Raw genomic sequence first — 16,560 nt, forward strand, 5'->3', positions numbered from 1 at the left:
TTGCACTGCGATAGACAGCAAGCAACGGGTTGAGATACAACACCTCGCGGCTTTCGATCACAACATCCGCAGTCGCCGTTTCCGCGACATCACGGCCTGCCTAGATCTTGAGCAGCGCGTTCGCCATGCGGCCGCTACTACGATCGCGACGTCTTGTAGGTCCGCAGCGACCAAGCCTGGAAGTGCGGCGACTGAGCGATGAGCTCCCGGTAGGCCGCCTGAGTCGCCGCGAACAGTGCTTCCGCCAACACGTCGGGCACGCTGTCCCGGCGCCAGGCCAGAGCGTACCGGCACCACAGCGGAGTGCCGGTCAGCGCCTTGACGATCAACCCGGCCGCCGCCGGAAAGGTCGCCTGGACCGGCGATATCCCGAGCCCGGCGGCGATCATCCCCTGCAACTGCTTCTGGTCTCCGAGGAACTCGTGGACCTTCATGGGCTTGAAACCAGCCGCTTCACAGGCCGCGTAGAAGACCCCCGGCCAACCCGCCCCGTCATCCGGGGTGAGGAACCACGCCTCATCCGCCAAGTCGGCCAGCTCGACCTGCAAGCTCTGACGGTGCCTGTGGCGAGCCGGCAGCGCCACGAACGTGGGCTCGGTGGCGATGCCCCGATGGGCCACCGCCCGGGAATGCCGCAGTTCCAATCCCGGATAGTCCGCGGCGATCGCCGCGTCCAGCTCCCCGGACTCCAGCTGCTCGACGATCTCCGAAGAGGCGTAGACGCTGTTCACGGTCAGCGCCACATCAGGCATCTGCGCACTGACCCTGGCGACCATCCCCGCCAACACCGGCGAATTGGTCGCGGCCAGCCTCAACACCCGAGTCGAAGAGGCGCCCTCCTCAGGCATCCGCCTTATCGCATCCACTCGGGCCACGACATCGCGAGCTCGCGCCAAGATCTCCAGCCCGTACCCGGTCGGCTTCACGCCGGCGGGGCTACGTTCGAAGACGGCCCGCCCAAAGAACTGCTCGATGCGAGACAGTTGCGCGCTGAGCGCCTGCTGGGAATAGCCGAGGACCGCGCCGGCCCGGGCGACACTCCCGGCATCGGCGATGGCACACAACACCCGCAGATGACGCAGCTCCAGCTCCACTGGCACACCCCTTTTCCTCACTCGCAGGGAAGAGCATCCGACAGTAGGCGTGCGATTCGAACAGCCGTATCGAGAGCAGTCTTCAGGGTCCCACGACGACGCGGCCACGCTCGACGGACCGCCGAGCCACATTCGGCTGAGGAGCGAGCCTTCGGAGTAGTCGCGAACCTCTGCCGTTCAGCGGTGCACTCGATGGGATTCGAACCCACACGCCCGTCGCCGGGCCCCGGCTTCTCAGACCGGGCTGTCAACCAGTTGCAGCACGAGTGCTCGGCGGCCGCCGCGGCCAAGATGGCCGGGACGCGGCGGCTGCCGGTGTGCTCCCGGTGGGATTCGAACCCACACTTGCGGCGCTCTGAACGCCGTGCCTCTCCCAATTGGGCTACGGAAGCTTGGATCCTGCTCGGGCCTGCGCCCGACGGCGGCATGAGAAAGGGCCGCCCGCCGGAGGTTTCCCCTTCCGGCGGGCGGCCCTTGGACCGTCACCTGGTGACGGTCAGGCCGAGATCTCCTCCGGAAGGCGTGCAAGGCACAGGGACCGGAGGACGCACAGTCGGGTCGCTTCGACGGTCATGTCCCTGCTCCTCCCTTTCCGATCTCGGCAACGGAGCCGCTTGATGGTTACAGCCTGCCGGGCTCGCAGGGTACGGACAACTGATTTAACCGGCCGGTGGGACGGACCGAATGAGTTCATTGACGCGCCCCGTCTCCCGCGCGACACTGGGGCCGCGGAATTCATAAGTCTGTCATCGCTTCACGTATGTGAATCACCTCTACCAGGTGGAACGGGAGACCTTCGTTGAAACGCAGCCGCACGACGTCCCGAATACTCGCAGCCCTCGCCCTCGTCCTCGCCCTCGTCACCGGCCTGCTGGCGCCGTCGGCGGCCACAGCCTCCGCACACTCCGCGCATCCCGCGCAGCAGAGCTCGCCCGCGCACCGGTTCCAGGTCCCCGCGACCGTCGTCCTGGACGGCTACCGCCTGGCTCTGACCCGCGAGCTCGTCCGCGTCGGCCTGCCGTCGCTGCAAGCCCCGCTCGCCGACCTGCGCAAGCAGGCCGATGCCGCGCTGACCGCCGGGCCTTGGTCCGTGATGGACAAGCCGCAGCTGCCGCCGAGCGGCGACAAGCACGACTATCTGAGTCAGGCCCCTTACTGGTGGCCGACCCAGCCCGTCACCGCCGCCAACCCCTGGGGCTGCCCGTACGTGCAGCGCGACGGCGTGCGCAACCCCGCGATCGACGACATCACCGACCACGCCGAGCGCGGTGAGATGTTCAACGCCGTCTACGACCTCACCCTGGCCTGGTACTACACCGGCGACGCGGCCTATGCCCAGCGCGCGGCGCTGGACCTGCGCACCTGGTTCGTCGACCCGGCCACGCGCATGAACCCCAGCCTGAACTACACGCAGTTCATCCCCTGCGCGGTCAGCGGCCGGGGTATCGGCATCATCGACTTCTCGCAGCAGTTCACTGACATCCTCGACGCCGTCGCGCTGCTGAACACCGGCGCGCCCGGCTGGTCGGCCTCGGACCGGGCCGGCATGACCACCTGGAACAAGCAGTTCCTCACCTGGCTGCAGACCAGCAAGAACGCCTCCGACGAGGCCGCCTCGACCAACAACCACGGCTCGTTCTTCGACATGCAGGAGGCCGCCCTCGCGCTGGCGACCGGGCAGCCGACGCTGGCCCGCTCGATCGTCGTGACCGCGGAGACCAAGCGGCTGAACGTGCAGCTCGCCGCGAACGGCGGCCTGCCGCTGGAACTGGCCCGGACCCGCAGCTTCCACTACTCGACCTTCGACCTGGTCGCCCTGACCCGGCTGGCGATGATCGGCAAACACGTCGGCGTCGACCTGTGGCACTACACCACCCCGACCGGCGGCACCCTGTTCAAGGCCGTCGACTTCGTCGTCCCGGCCGCCACCGGCCAGGCCGCGTGGACGTACCCGGAACTCCAGTTCCAGGCTTTCGCCGCCGACGACGTCGTCCACGCTGCCGCCGACGCCGGAGACCACACGGCGCGCGCCGCCGTGTCGCACCTCCCGACGCCGCCCGGCGGGGACATCTGGCTGCTGCGTCCGGCACCGGAACAGTTGGACCCGATCAGCGGCTCGTGATCAGGAAATCGTTCAGCACAGCGAGCAGAGCCTCGGGACGATCCAGCGGGATGATATGTCCGCACTCTGCGATGTCCTGCCGAGTGACATCGTCCGCAACCTCGCGCACCTGCTGATAGAGCGCTGGCCCCACCGGCTGCGCACCGACCGCCAGCACCGGCACGGTCAGCCGGTGCCCGGCGGTCGCGGCAGCGATCTGACTCGCGGTCTCCGGCATCGCGCGGTAGTGCTCGAAGGCGCAGCGCAGGGACTCGGTACCGGTGTACGCGGCGACGAAAGCGTCGCGTACACCGGCGGGAATGCCGCGCCCCTGCGTCCCAGTCGCCAAGAACCAGTCCACGTATTCGGCCTCGTGTCCGGCCAGAACCGTCTCGGCCAAGCCCGGCACAGCGTGGAAACCGAACCACCACGGCGCACCGGCGGCCCGGAAGTCCTCAGCGCCGGGCAGGCGACCGAGTATCGCCTCCATCAGCACCAGCTGACGCACCAGATCCGGCCGGCGCATGGCGAGCAGGAACGCCGGGGCGGCACCGGCGTCGATCCCGACGACCGCCGCCGAGTCCACGTCCAGCGCGGCCAGCAGTTGTTCGGCGTCGGCAGCGAGGGTTTCGCCGTCATAGCCCCCGGCGGCACGTGAGCTGTCCCCGAGACCGCGCAGATCCGGGGCGATGACTCGGAACCGCTCGGAAAGCGGTCCGATGACGGCGCTCCAGAGTCGCCACGTGTGCGGGAACCCGTGCAGCAACAGCAGCGCCGGGCCGCTGCCGGCGACGGCGACGTTGACCTCGATCCCGTTGGCGGGCACTCTGAGCAGTTCGACCGGCGTGGACACATGTCCTCCCAGGTAAAAAGCGGTTACCATCAGATATCTCGTAACCGTAAGAGACCGAGGGAGCGGCGCCAAGACGGCACTTCTCCGTCAGGTGGTAAGGTGGAAGTGACCGCCCTGGCTGTACACCTAGGCGATGACGCACGCGGCGACCTGTTCGATCCGGCGTGCCCGACCCGCGAACTGCTGGACCGGCTCGGCTCGAAGTGGACGTCGATGGCGGTGAAGGTGCTCGCCGATGCCGCACCGCAGGAGGTCCGCTTCGCCGAGCTGCGGCGCCGGATGCCCGGCGTGTCCCAGAAGATGCTCTCGACCACGTTGCAAGGCCTGGTCAAAGACGGTCTCGCGCGCCGCCGCGTCGAGCCGACGGTCCCACCGCGCGTGCACTACAGCCTGACGCCGCTCGGTCTGTCGCTGGAGGAGCCGCTGGCCGCGCTTCGCGCGTGGGCCGAGGAGCATATGGCGGAAATCGATCGCGCCAACGAACGTGCGGCGGCCGAACGAGGGACGACCGACCTGTAGCGGGCTCCGGGCGGCGGCAATAGCCTGAGCGGGTGGAGTCCCCAGCGGTCCCGGTCCCGCAACCGGGGGCCACGGCCCCGGCCGGCGTCAGCGATGACAGTGATGGCAGCGGCGCCAACGGCCGCGGAGCCGCCGAGGCCGGCAGCGTCATCAGCACCCGGGAGTTGACCAAGGTCTACCGCGGCACGGATTTCGCCGCCGTCGACCAGCTGGACCTGGACGTGCGGCCCGGCGAGATCTTCGGCCTGCTCGGCCCGAACGGCGCGGGCAAGACGACCACCGTCGGCATGCTCACCACCCGGGTGGTGCCCACCTCCGGGCGGGCGTCCGTCGGCGAGGTGGACGTGGTGGCGCGCCCGGCGCTGGCCAAGCAGCTGATCGGCGTGGTCTCGCAGCAGAACACGCTGGACCGGCAGCTGACCGTCTGGGAGAACCTGTACGTCCACGGCCTGCTGTTCGGCATCCCCCGGGCCGAGTCGCGCCGCACCGCCGACCGGCTCCTGGAGCAGTTCCAGCTGGCCAAGTGGGCCAAGGCCTCGGTCTTCGCGCTGTCCGGCGGCATGGCGCAGCGCCTCATGGTCGCCCGCGCCATCTTCCACCGGCCCGCCGTCCTGTTCCTGGACGAGCCGACCGCCGGGCTGGACCCGCAGAGCCGGCTGGCGCTGTGGGACATCCTCGGCGAGCTCAACGCCGACGGCCAGACCATCCTGCTGACCACGCACTACATGGAGGAGGCCGACCGGCTCTGCGGCCGGGTGGCGATCATGGACCACGGCCGCATCCTGGCCCTGGACACCCCGGCCCGGCTCAAGCACGGCGTCGACGCGGACACCGTGGTCACGATCAAGGCCCACGGCGACCTCGACGCCCTCGGGGCCAGGCTGCGCGAGTCCGTCTCCGGCATCACCCGGCTGCGCGCCTCCGGCGACAGCCTCGAAATGCACCTGCGCGGCGCCGACGGCTCGCTGGCGCGGATCATCGGCGCCGCGGAGAGCGCCGGCTACGTCGTGGCCGACCTCTCGGTGGCGGCGCCGAGCCTGGAGGACGTGTTCATCGGCCTGACCGGTAAGGAGCTGAGGGACTGATGACCGCGCGAACCGAAGCCGTGCGCGGCACCGGACAGCAGATCCGCTCCCGCCCGGCACGCTCGGCCGCCGCCGCGTCCCGCACCGCGCTCGGCGCGCTGATCCTGCGCGACCTGATGGTGCTCAAGAAGCACTTCGGCGAGTTTGTGGCGCGCACGCTGGTACAGCCGTTCCTGCTGGTCTTCGTGTTCTTATACGTGTTCCCCACGATCGGCCAGGGCATCGGCGGAGGCGGCGGCGCGCGCAGCGAGTCGGCGTTCGCGACGGTGCTGGTGCCGGGGGTGGTCGGGATCGCGATCATGTTCCAGGGCATCCAGGCGGTGGCGCTCCAGCTGGCCTCGGAGTTCGGCTACACGCGCGAGATCGAGGACCGGGTGCAGGCGCCGTGCCCGATCTGGCTGGTGGCGATGGCGAAGGTGTTCTCCGGCGCGGTCCAAGGGATGATCTCGGCGCTGCTCGTGTTCCCGATCGCGGCGGTGGTACACGCCGAGGGTGTGCACGCCGACCTGTCGTACCACTGGTGGATCCTGCTGACGCTGATCCCGCTGGCGTGCGTGGCGATGACGTCGTTGGGGCTGCTGCTGGGCACGACGTTCGAGGCCCGCAACATCGGCCTGATGTTCGGGTTCGTGGTGCTGCCGCTCACGTTCCTCGGCGGGACCTACTACGAGTGGACAAGGCTGGCGCCGGTGAAGGTCGGCGGATTCCCGTGGCTGCAGACGCTCGTGCTCGTCAATCCCCTGATCTACATCAACGAGGGGATGCGCGCGGCGCTGACCGACGCGCCGCACATGCACCTCTACATCGTGTATCCCGTGCTGATCGGGTTCCTGGCGCTGTTCCTGGGCTTGGGGCTGCGCAACTTCGGGCGGCGCGTCCTGTCCTAGATGTACTGACGACGGCTGGAGTCAGCCCCACTCGGCCAACAACGTGTCCGCTTCCGCGACCTCCGGTGCGGCGTCGACCTCGACGAACCGTTCGCGTGCCGACCGCAGCAGCGTCGCAGCTTCCTTACGCCGATCGGTGCGCTCCAGCAGGAGGGCGAACCCGCGCTCGACCTTCGCCTGCTGATACGGCGTCCCGGCTGCCTCGGCACTGGTCAGGGCCAGGCGGTAGGCGTCCTCGGCCGCCGCGTCCGCGCCGGTCTGTTCGTAGGCGCGCGCCAGGTACCAGGCGCTGAGCAGTAGCGCGACGTCGGCGATCAGCTGGAGGCCGGGTCCGACCTGCGGGACGCGCGCCAACTCCACGGCTTCGCGAAGCTTCTCAATACCCTCATCGGCGTGGCCCAGCATGAGCGAGATCATGCCGACCGTCTGCAGGGCGTTGAGTCGGCCCTCGTAGTCCTCGCTCTGGGCGAACAACCGGTCCGCGTCCTGCGCGTGCCGCAGCGCCTTGGACAGATCCAGCTGCGCTTCGGCGTTCGCCGCGAACAGGAACGCCCAGGCTTGCGGGCCCACCGCTCCGGCTTCCTCGGCCATACCCGCCGCGCGCAGAGCGGTCTGCGCCGCCGTCGCGTGCTCGTGGCGCTGTGCTTGGGCCCACGACAGGTAGTTCAGCTGCTTGGCCTGGGCCACGGTGTCGCCGAGCCGAGCCGCGGCTTCGACGCCCAGCACGAAGAGCTCGTGCCAGTGCGTCCACAGGAACCAGCGGTCGGAGTACCAATGTGCTGCTTCAGCCGTATCAATGACCTGACGGTGGTGGCCCTCCGACGCGGCGATACGGACGGCGCCGAACCAGTTGTCCGCCTCGTCCTGCAGCCACGCCGAGGCGGCCTCGGCGCTCGTCAGGTCCACCGGGAGGTCCCATTCGGCCGGGGCGGCGCCGTATGAGGGCTCGAACCATCGGCCGGCGGCGACGGCCACGGTCAGCAGCCAGTCGGTCATCGCGGCGGCCAGGGGTTCGCGTTGCCCGGGCTCCTCGGCGTCGAGGCGGTCGTTGGCGAACAGGCGGATCAGGTCGTGGAAGCCGTAGCGGCCGCTGTCGGTCTGAGACAGCAGGCCGAGTTCGTGCAGTTCGTCCAGCAGCTCCTCGGTGTCCAGGACCGAGGCGCCGATCAGCATCGAGGCCAGCGGCGCGGCGAAGTCGGGGCCAGGCACGAGCGCGGCCCGGCGGCACAGGCGTTGAGCGGCCGGGGTCAGGTGGTCGTAGGACATGGCGAAGGCCGCGGTGATCTGCAGGTCGCCGGCGTGGATCCGCTCCAGGCGGCGCTCGGAGTCGCCGAGGCGGTCGGCGAGCTGGCGGGCGGTCCAGCGGGGGCGGGTGGCCAGGCGGTTGCCGATGATGCGCAGCGCGAGCGGCAGGCCTCCGCACAGCGCGGCCAGGTCCTCCAGGCCGTCGCCCCGGGGGCCCTCGGTGTCGCCGATGATCGAGGTCAGCAGGTCCTGGGCCGCCTCGTCGTCGAGGATCGAAACCGCCAGGCGCTCGACGCCCTCCAGTCCTGTCAGGAGTCTGCGACTGGTGACGAACACCGATCCGAGACCGGCGCCGGGTAACAGAGGTCGAACTTGCTCCTCGTCGCGCACGTTGTCCAGGACGACGATCGCCGGCCGCTGCTCCAGCAGCGTACGGAACTGCCCGGACCGGCTGTCGAGGTCGTCGGGCATGTCACGGTTGCCGACCCCGAGCGCCTTCAAGAGGCGGAACAGGGCCACCGCCGGTTCCAGGGGCTCCGGGTCCATGCCGCGCAGGTCCAGATAGAACAGCGGCAGACCGGCGGTCGCGGCCGCACGACGACCGGCCTCGACCGCGAGCGTGGTCTTGCCGACGCCGCCGGGCCCGGAGAGCACGGCGACCGCAGCGGCGGCGCTCGCGTCGGCGCCGGACTCTGCGGCCACCGCGACGAGCCGGTCCACCTCCGCGTCACGTCCGGTGAAGTCGGGAACCGGCCGCGGCGGCACGCACCAACCGCCGGGCGCGGTGACCGGACGGGGACGACCCACCTCGGCAAGCTGCTCCAACGCCTGCCGCTCGGCGTCGTCGAGCCCGAGCCCGTCGGCCAAGGCAAGCACAGTCCGGCGCTGCGGACCCAAGCTCTGGCCGCGCTCCAGCGCACCGATCGTCCGAACGCTGACGCCGGAGGCCTCGGCGAGCGCCTCCAACGTCAACTGGGCCCGCAGCCGCAGCCGGCGCAGCTCCGCCGCGAAGGTCGTTTCCAGCTGCGGCATGGCGGCCCTCCGGTCGGCGGTGTGACCGTTGATCTTAGTGGGCCGAACGGGTGTGCACAGCTCAGGAGCAGTCGACCCAGGCGACGAGGTCTCTGGAGGCGTCGGGGTCGTTCGCGTGCACGACGCCGAAGGTGACGTGCTGGCCGCTGGACACCTGAAGGCCTGAAACCCTAGATGTTCGCCGGGGGAACCACAGCTGCGCAGAAATACAGCTCACCGCGCGCCGAAGCCGCCCCGTCCTGACCCCCGAATCAGGACCGAGCAGACCGGCGCCGCACCGCGGGCCCGTCAGGCCCCGGCGTGGCTCATCTCCTCGCGCACCGCGGCGGCGAACGCGTCGATGTCCGCCTCCGTGGTGTCGAACGAGCACATCCAGCGCACCTCGCCGGTGTGCTCGTTCCATGTGTAGAAGCGGAAGCGCTTCTGCAGGCGCTCGGTGACGTCGCGCGGCAGCTCCGCGAACACCGCGTTCGCCTGCACCTGCTGCGTGATCGTCACGCCCGGCACCTCGCGCACCGCCGCCGCGAGCCGCTGCGCCATCGCGTTGGCGTGGGAGGCGTTGCGCAGCCACAGGTCGCCGGACAGCAGCGCCTCGAACTGCGCGGACAGGAAGCGCATCTTCGAGGCCAGCTGCATCGACATCTTGCGCAGGTACATCACGCCGTGCGCGGCGTCGGGGTTGAGCACGACCACGCACTCCCCCAGCATCAGGCCGTTCTTGGTGCCGCCGAAGGTCAGGACGTCCACGCCGGCGTCGGTGGTGAAGTCCTTGAAGGGGCGGCCCAGGGTCGCCGCGGCGTTGGCCAGGCGGGAGCCGTCCAGGAAGACCTTCATGCCGTGCTGGTGCGCGTGGTCGCAGATCGCCTTGATCTCCTCGGGGGTGTAGCAGGTCCCGAGTTCGGTGGACTGCGTGATCGCGACCACCAGCGGCTGCGCGCGGTGCTGGTCGCCCCAGCCCCAGGCGTGGGTGTCGATGAGCTCCGGGGTCAGCTTGCCGTCGGGGGTGGCCACGGTCAGCAGCTTCAGGCCGCCGATCTTCTCCGGCGCCCCGCACTCGTCGACGTTGATGTGCGCGGTGGAAGCGGCGATCACCGAACCCCAGCGCTCGATCATCGCGTCCATCGCCACGACGTTGGCGCCGGTGCCGTTGAACACCGGGAACGCCTCGGCGCGCGGGCCGAAGTGGCCCTGGAAGATCTCCTGCAGGTGCTCGGTGTAGACGTCCTCGCCGTAGGAGATCTGGTGGCCGCCGTTGGCGACGGCGATCGCCTCCAGGATCTCGGGGTGGATCCCGGCGTAGTTGTCGCTGGCGAAGCCACGGTAGTCGAGGTCGTGGCGACGGGTGATAGTCACGGTGTTCCTTAGCGGGTCAGGCTGGTTCAGGGGGCGAGGCGGACGCGGGTGCCGTTGACCTCGGCGGCCGGCTGCCCGAACAGCTTCACGATCTCCGAGGCCAGGTCGTCGACGTGGGTGTAGCCGGGGAACTTGCCCTCCGGCTTGGCCTCCTTCATGGCGTCGGTCAGCAGGGCCTTGACGACCAGCACGACCGCCGCGGCGTTGTCGCCGCTCTTCTTGAAGTTGTCGGCCAGCGCCAGCGTCCAGGCCTCGGCGGCGGCCTTGGCGGCGCCGTACGCGGCGTTGCCGGCGGTCGGCGCGGAGGCGGCGGTCGCCGAGATCAGCACGAAGCGGCCGTCGCCGGCGGCGTCCAGGGCGTCGTGGAAGGCCAGCGAGGTGTGCTGCAGGGTCTGGATCAGCAGCTTGTGCAGCAGCTCCCAGTCCTCCAGCTTGGTCTCGCCGAAGGTCTTCGAACCGCGCCAGCCGCCGACCAAGTGGATCACGCCGTCCACCCGGCCGTGTTCCTTCAGCACGCCCTCGGCGAAAGCCTTGGTGGCGTCCAGGTCGAGCAGATCCACCCCGGCCGGCACGGCGCGGCCCGGCTCGACGGCGAGCGCCACGCCGCGCTCGGCGTTCTCGGTCGAGGTGTCCACGCCGATCACGGTCGCGCCGGCCGCGGTCAGCGCGCGAACGACGGCGCCGCCCGCGCCGCCGCCGACGCCCGCCACCACGACCACGGACTGGTTGTTCAGGCTCATTGCTGCGAGTCTCCTCATCGAAGGTGCGGCGATACGCGGGTCAGGATATTGCGGCTCAGCCCGTGACACCCCGGGTGGCCTCGATGACCGGCTTCAGCTTCTTGTTCAGGGCCTCGTAGAACATCGACAGCGGGAACTCGTCCGGCAGCACCGCGTCGACCAGGCCCTTCGGCGGCCCGTCCAGCGGCAGCGCGGAGGCGCCCCGCGCCCAGACGGAGTTCGGGTTCGGCGCCACGTAGCTCGCGACCAGCTGGTAGGCGGCCATCCAGTGCGCCGGCTTGGGCCGGTCGATGCCGTCCCGGTACAGCGTCTCGACCTCGGTGGCCAGCGCGATCACCGCGTCGGCGATCCGCGACCAGTCCACGGCCAGCCGGTTGTCGGTCCAGTGGATCAGGCCGTGCCGGTGCAGGTAGGCGAACAGCAGCTGGCCGCCGAGGCCGTCGTAGTTGCGCACCCGGCCGCCGGTGATCGGGAAGCGGAACAGGCGGTCGAACAGGATCGTGTACTGGACCAGGCGCGCGTGCGAGGTGCCGGGGCCGCCCTCGCGCTCAAGATCGACCGCGGCGCGGAACGTCGTCAGATCGCAGCGCAGCTCCTCCAGCGAGTACAGGAAGTACGGCATCCGCTGCTTGATCATGAACGGGTCGAAGGGCAGGTCGCCGTGGCTGTGCGTGCGGTCGTGGACCAGGTCCCAGAGCACGAACACCTCCTGCGTCAGCCGCTGGTCCGCCAGCAGCCGCGCGGCGTCCGGCGGCAGCGACATCTTCAGCGTCGCCGCGGCGGCCGAGGTGACCATCCGGAACCGCGCGGCCTCGCGGTCCTGCATGATGGCGCCCCAGGTGAACACCGGGGTCTCGCGGACGGCCACGGTCTCCGGGAACAGCACGGCGCTGTTGGTGTCGTAGCCGGCGGTGAAGGCGTCGGCGGCGACGAACTCGATCGGCACGAACTGCGGGTTCGGGTACTTGTCGCGCTCCAGCTCGGCGATCCAGTCCGGCCACACGGTGCGGATGATCAGCGCCTCGAAGTTGCGGTCCAGGTTGCCGTTCTGCGTGTACATCGGGAACACCACGAGGTGCTCGCGGCCGTCCTCGCGCTGCGCGGCCGGGTGGAAGGCGCCGAGGGAGTCCAGGAAGTCCGGCACGCCGAAACCGTCCTCGGCCCAGCGGCGCAGGTCCTTCAGGACGGCGCCGAGGTAGTCCGCGTCGTGCGGGAACTCCGGCGCCAGCAGCTCCACGGCCGCGCCGATGCGCTTGGCCAGGGACTCGGCCCGTGCGCGATCGTTACCGTCGGCCTCGAAGTCGATCGAGCCGTCCTTGGACTGCAGCGGCCGCAGCTCCTCGATCGCCGCCTTCAGGTCGCCGAACGCCTCCGAGGAAGCGACCGGGTGCGGCACGACATCGGCCGCGTTCGCCTGCTTCGGCCGGCGCGAGGCCCAGGTGACGGCGTTGATCCAGAGCGCGCGGTGGTCGTAGTCGGCGATCGAGTCGTCCCCGAACATGTCGGAGTCGGCGAACACCGCGACCCGGCCCTTGCCGAAGCGCACGCCCACGGCCAGCGGCCGGTCGGCGGGGTCGGCGGTCGGCGAGGAGTTCAGCAGCGGCAGGATGTCGGCGTCCTGGGCGGTGAACAGGGTGCCGGAGCGGTAGAAGCAGACCTCGGCGACGCCGGCGAGCACGTCCTCGGACTCGATCCGGTTCTCCGGCAGCGCGGCGCGCTCGGCCAGCACCCAGCGGGCGTTGCCGTTGTGCCGCCGCGCGGCGTCCTGTACCGTGAAGTGGTCGATGCCGACGCCGAAGCGGCCGAGCAGCGCGGCCAGGTTGGAGCCGGTGTCCTGCTCGCTGTCGGCGAGCAGCACCAGACCGCCGCCGGCGGCCACATAGGACTGCAGGATGTCCAGCTCGGCCGGGGTGAACACGGGGGTCCCGACGCCGGTGGTGCGCTCGCGCGCGGGATCGGCCGGGTGCGCGATGACCAGGACGTCGGCGCCGGACAGCGAGTCGGGCGTGAATGCGCCCTCGCGGTGCGCGGTGACGGAGTAGCCCCGCCCGCGCAGGAGGTCGGCGGCATGCGTATAACCGGCGTCGGCCGGGTTCACGGGATTCATCGCCAGGGCGTCGGCCGGATCGATCGTCCAGGCCTCGCTGTGGGCCTCGTCGAACAGGACTCGCAGGATTCCCGTGTGCTGCCGCATGTGTCACCTCGCCTGATCATCGGATGATTGGTGGAAGAAATAGTGTGCGACCAGTCTAGCGACGGAAATCCTTCGGAATCAATCCTTGATCGCCGGATTACCTTGCGGTAGCCGGGGGTAACGGGGCGCCCGGGACTGGTGCGACCGGTCCCGGTGGTCGAGCTGGTGGCCGAGCACGGCGGCGCCCCGGACCGGTGGTGCGGTCCGGGGCGCTCGTGAGGTGGTTGTGAGCGGACTACCTGTCGACGGTCAGCCCTCGATGACGGTCAGTCCTCGATGACGGTCAGGACGATCTTGCCGGCGGCGCGGTTGGTCTCGCCGAGCTCGTGCGCCTTGGCGGCGTCGGCCAGCGGCAGCACGGTGTCGACGACGGGACGCAGCCGGCCGTCGGTCACCAGGGCGCGGATCGCGGTCAGGCCGCCGAGGTCCGGTTCGACCAGCATGAAGTCGGCGGTGATGTCCCGCTCGGCGGCGCGCGCCTTCATCGCAGAACTGACGTCGTAGCTCAGGGCGACGAAGGTACCGCCGGGGTTCATCGTGCGCAGGGAGCGGTCGAAGTAGTCGCCGCCGATGGCGTCGACGACCACGTCGACGCCGGTCAGGGTCTCGGCGAAGTCCACCTCGCGGTAGTCGATCACCTCGTCGGCGCCGAGCTCGCGCAGGAGGTCGTGCTTGGCGGCGCTGGCCGTGCCGACGACGTGCGCGCCGAGGGCCTTGGCGATCTGGACCGCGAGGTGGCCGACGCCGCCGGCCGCGGCGTGGATCAGGACCTTCTGGCCCGGCTGGACGTTCGCGAAGTCATGCAGCGCCTGGTAGGCGGTGAGCGCGGCGAGCGGGAGGGCGGCGGCCTGGACGTGGGTCAGGTCCGCGGGCTTGCGCACGAACTGGCGGGCCGGGGCGGCGACGTACTCGCTGTAGCCACCGGGGAAGTGCGGGAACAGCGGCATGCCGAAGACCTCGTCGCCGGGCTTGAAAAGGGTGACGCCGCGGCCGACCGCCTCGACGACGCCGGAGACGTCCCAGCCGAGGATCGGGCCCTGCTCGGTGACGTCGGGGCGGCCGGCCCAGCCGCCGGCGGAGCGGGTCTTCCAGTCGGCCGGGTTGATCGCGGCGGCGTGCACGCGGACCAGGATCTCGGTGCCGCCGGGCTGAGGCTTGGGGACGCGGGTCTCCTGGAGGACGTCGGCGGGGCCGGGCTTGGTGGCGACGATCGCGCGCATGCTCTGTTCGGTCATGGCTCCACATTCGCGGACCGTCCCCGGATGCCGACAGTGGCCCGATGGCCAACATGTGAAAGAATCGGGCCATGGCCCAGATCCAGCGGCAGTCCCCGCTCACCGGTCCCTGTCGCGTTGCGCCGGACGAGCCCGGCGCCGAGCCCGTGCGCGGGCGGCACCGCGTCGTGGTCCTCGCGCTGGACGGCGTGATCCCGTTCGATCTGGGCATTCCGGCGCGGCTGTTCGGCGCGGCGCCCGGTCCAGACATGGAGCCGCTGTATGACGTCGTGACCTGTGGGTTGACGGCCGGGCCGGTGACCACGACCGAGGACTACTCGCTGTATGTCGAGCACGGCGCCGAGGCGCTGGCCGAGGCGGACACGGTGATCATTCCGCCGGCGTACCCGATCGTGGACGAGCTCGCCGACGGCGCTCCCCTGCCGCCGGAGCTCGCGGAGGCGCTGGCCCGGATCCGTCCGGAGACGCGGAAGGTGGCGTTGTGCACCGGCGCGTACGTCTTCGCCGCCGCCGGGCTGCTCGACGGCCGCAGGGTGACGACGCACTGGCACCAGGCCGACCGGATGGAGGGGCTGTTCCCGACGCTGTCGGTGGACCCGAACGTGCTGTTCATCGACGACGGCGACATTCTCACCTCGGCCGGCGTCGCCGCCGCCATCGACCTGTGCCTGCACATCATCCGCACCGACCACGGGAGCTCGGTGGCGAACGCGGCGGCGCGTGCCTGCGTGGTCCCGCCGTCGCGGGACGGCGGGCAGGCGCAGTACATCGAGCGGCCGGTCCCGACGCCGGCGGCCACCGGGACCGGGCCGGCGCGCGCCTGGGCGTTGGAGCGGCTGCACGAGCCCTTGACGTTGCAGGACATGGCGGGCCAGGCGCGGATGAGCATCAGGACTTTCACTCGCCAGTTCCGCACCGAGACCGGGCAGAGCCCCGGGCAGTGGCTCACGGTGCAGCGGGTGGATCTGGCGCGGCACCTGTTGGAGGCGACCGATCTGCCGATCGACCGGGTGGCGGAGAAGGCGGGGTTCGGGACGGCCACCTCGATGCGGCAGCATCTGCGGGCTTCGGTGGGGGTGTCGCCGCAGGCCTATCGGCGGACTTTCGCTCGGGCTTGAAAACCGGTCGCGCGACAGCGATCTTCGCGGGAGGCTTCGGAGCATGACCGCCTCGGATTTCGCGCCCGCCCCGGATTTCGTGCCCGGCCTGGAACTGTCACGGCGTTTCTACCTCGAAGCCGTGCTGCCGATCCTCGACAAGGAGCTGCCGGGGTTGCCGCACGCCGCAGCCCGGCTCGGCAGCGGTTCGGAGGTGCTGGGCTTCGACACGGCGCGTTCGGCCGACCACGACTGGGGTCCGCACGTGCAGCTGTTCTTCGCGCCGGACGATGTGGCGCGGCATCGTGAGCGGCTTTTGTCAGCCTTCGCATATCAGCTCCCGGAGACGTTCCTCGGCTACCCGGCTCAGGTGCTCGTCGCAGGGGTCGACGACTGGCTGACCGGATGCCTGGGGTTCACGCCGTCGCGGGGCGTGACGACCGCCGACTGGCTCGCGACGCCGACGCAGCGGCTGCTGGAGGCGACATCGGGCGCGGTGTTCCACGACGGGCTCGGGCAGCTCACAGCCGATCGCGCGCGGCTGGCGTGGTACCCGCGCGACGTGTGGCTGTATGTGCTGGCCTGCCAGTGGAAGCGCGTCTCGCAAGAGGAGGCCTTCGTCGGCCGCTGCGGCGAGGTCGGCGACGAACTCGGCTCGGCGGTGGTGTGCGCGCGGCTTGTTCGTGACCTGATACGGCTGGTGCTGCTGATGGAGCGGCGGTATCCGCCGTACAGCAAGTGGCTCGGGTCGGCGTTCGCGCGGACGGATGCGGCGGCGAACCTGGTGCCGCTGATGACCGCCGCGCTCGCCGCGACGCATTGGAAGGCCCGGGAGCAGGAACTCGGGCGCGTCTACACGCTCGTCGCCGAGCAGCACAACGCCCTCGGGCTCACCGAACCGCTCGATCCGGAAACGCGTCTGTACTTCGAGCGGCCGTTCCAAGTCATCGGTGCCGAGCGCTTCACCGACGCGCTGATGAAGCAGATCACCGACGCCGATATCCGTGCCCTGCCTCGCACCGGCGCGATCGACCAGTTCGCCGACAGCACCGACTTTCTTGGACAAGCGGAGTTCACGCGCGCCGCGATCACCACGATGGTCGGCGACGCGTAGCGGTCCGCGAA

13 protein-coding genes and 2 tRNA genes are annotated in these 16,560 nt (G+C 70.3%); 6 read left to right on the plus strand and 9 right to left on the minus strand.

What is annotated here, in order from left to right; translation table 11 throughout:
• Positions 1-137: 137 nt before the first annotated feature.
• From ABH935_RS01330 to ABH935_RS01340, 3 genes are all read right to left on the minus strand, one after another.
• Complete coding sequence (locus ABH935_RS01330) at positions 138-1,094, minus strand: LysR family transcriptional regulator (protein WP_370376108.1); 957 nt, start codon at positions 1,092-1,094, stop codon at positions 138-140.
• Positions 1,095-1,278: 184 nt separating this feature from the next.
• A tRNA-Leu gene (locus tag ABH935_RS01335) sits at positions 1,279-1,364 on the minus strand.
• 48 nt (positions 1,365-1,412) lie between these two features.
• Positions 1,413-1,486 (minus strand) — tRNA-Leu (locus tag ABH935_RS01340).
• 407 nt (positions 1,487-1,893) lie between these two features.
• Here ABH935_RS01340 and ABH935_RS01345 point away from each other — a divergent pair.
• Positions 1,894-3,216 (plus strand): alginate lyase family protein, encoded by a 1,323-nt coding sequence (locus ABH935_RS01345; RefSeq protein WP_370375885.1) that lies wholly within the window; start codon positions 1,894-1,896, stop codon positions 3,214-3,216.
• Here the strand turns inward: ABH935_RS01345 and ABH935_RS01350 are convergent.
• The gene (locus ABH935_RS01350; protein ID WP_370375886.1) at positions 3,203-4,048 is read right to left on the minus strand and encodes an alpha/beta fold hydrolase; all 846 of its coding nucleotides are present in this window, start codon (positions 4,046-4,048) and stop codon (positions 3,203-3,205) included. The genes ABH935_RS01345 and ABH935_RS01350 overlap by 14 nt on opposite strands.
• Before the next feature lie 99 nt (positions 4,049-4,147).
• On the opposite strand from ABH935_RS01350, the gene ABH935_RS01355 reads away from it, so the two are divergent.
• The 3 genes from ABH935_RS01355 to ABH935_RS01365 are packed head-to-tail and all read left to right on the plus strand — an operon-like array spanning position 4,148 to position 6,539.
• Positions 4,148-4,567 carry a winged helix-turn-helix transcriptional regulator gene (locus ABH935_RS01355; RefSeq protein WP_370375887.1) on the plus strand — a complete coding sequence of 140 codons (420 nt, stop codon included), beginning with the start codon at positions 4,148-4,150 and terminating at the stop codon, positions 4,565-4,567.
• Positions 4,568-4,599: 32 nt separating this feature from the next.
• Positions 4,600-5,652 carry an ATP-binding cassette domain-containing protein gene (locus ABH935_RS01360; RefSeq protein ID WP_370375888.1) on the plus strand — a complete coding sequence of 351 codons (1,053 nt, stop codon included), beginning with the start codon at positions 4,600-4,602 and terminating at the stop codon, positions 5,650-5,652.
• Positions 5,652-6,539, plus strand: coding sequence for an ABC transporter permease (locus tag ABH935_RS01365; protein WP_370375889.1), 888 nt, complete (start codon positions 5,652-5,654; stop codon positions 6,537-6,539). The genes ABH935_RS01360 and ABH935_RS01365 overlap by 1 nt, the downstream gene beginning before the upstream one ends.
• 21 nt (positions 6,540-6,560) lie before the next feature.
• Here the strand turns inward: ABH935_RS01365 and ABH935_RS01370 are convergent, their stop codons facing one another.
• The 5 genes from ABH935_RS01370 to ABH935_RS01390 all read right to left on the minus strand — a co-directional run bounded on the left by ABH935_RS01370 (position 6,561) and on the right by ABH935_RS01390 (position 14,338).
• Positions 6,561-8,816: a helix-turn-helix domain-containing protein gene (locus ABH935_RS01370; protein ID WP_370375890.1), complete on the minus strand. Its 2,256-nt coding sequence runs from the start codon at positions 8,814-8,816 to the stop codon at positions 6,561-6,563.
• A 288-nt stretch (positions 8,817-9,104) separates the two neighbouring features.
• On the minus strand, positions 9,105-10,169 hold the full coding sequence (locus ABH935_RS01375; RefSeq protein ID WP_370375891.1) for a low specificity L-threonine aldolase: 1,065 nt from the start codon (positions 10,167-10,169) through the stop codon (positions 9,105-9,107).
• A 26-nt stretch (positions 10,170-10,195) separates the two neighbouring features.
• A complete protein-coding gene (locus ABH935_RS01380) occupies positions 10,196-10,909 on the minus strand; it encodes an SDR family NAD(P)-dependent oxidoreductase (RefSeq protein WP_370375892.1) in 714 nt (237 codons plus the stop codon).
• Between the two features lie 55 nt (positions 10,910-10,964).
• Complete coding sequence (locus tag ABH935_RS01385; protein WP_370375893.1) at positions 10,965-13,103, minus strand: DUF6421 family protein; 2,139 nt, start codon at positions 13,101-13,103, stop codon at positions 10,965-10,967.
• 266 nt (positions 13,104-13,369) lie between these two features.
• The gene (locus ABH935_RS01390) at positions 13,370-14,338 is read right to left on the minus strand and encodes an NADP-dependent oxidoreductase (RefSeq protein ID WP_370375894.1); all 969 of its coding nucleotides are present in this window, start codon (positions 14,336-14,338) and stop codon (positions 13,370-13,372) included.
• A gap of 71 nt (positions 14,339-14,409) precedes the next feature.
• On the opposite strand from ABH935_RS01390, the gene ABH935_RS01395 reads away from it, so the two are divergent.
• The gene (locus ABH935_RS01395) at positions 14,410-15,456 is read left to right on the plus strand and encodes a GlxA family transcriptional regulator (protein ID WP_370375895.1); all 1,047 of its coding nucleotides are present in this window, start codon (positions 14,410-14,412) and stop codon (positions 15,454-15,456) included.
• Positions 15,457-15,499: 43 nt separating this feature from the next.
• A complete protein-coding gene (locus ABH935_RS01400) occupies positions 15,500-16,549 on the plus strand; it encodes a DUF4037 domain-containing protein (RefSeq protein ID WP_370375896.1) in 1,050 nt (349 codons plus the stop codon).
• The last annotated feature ends 11 nt before the right edge of the window (positions 16,550-16,560 follow it).

Origin of the sequence: Catenulispora sp. GAS73 (assembly GCF_041262085.1) — a bacterium.
Lineage (GTDB): Bacteria > Actinomycetota > Actinomycetes > Streptomycetales > Catenulisporaceae > Catenulispora.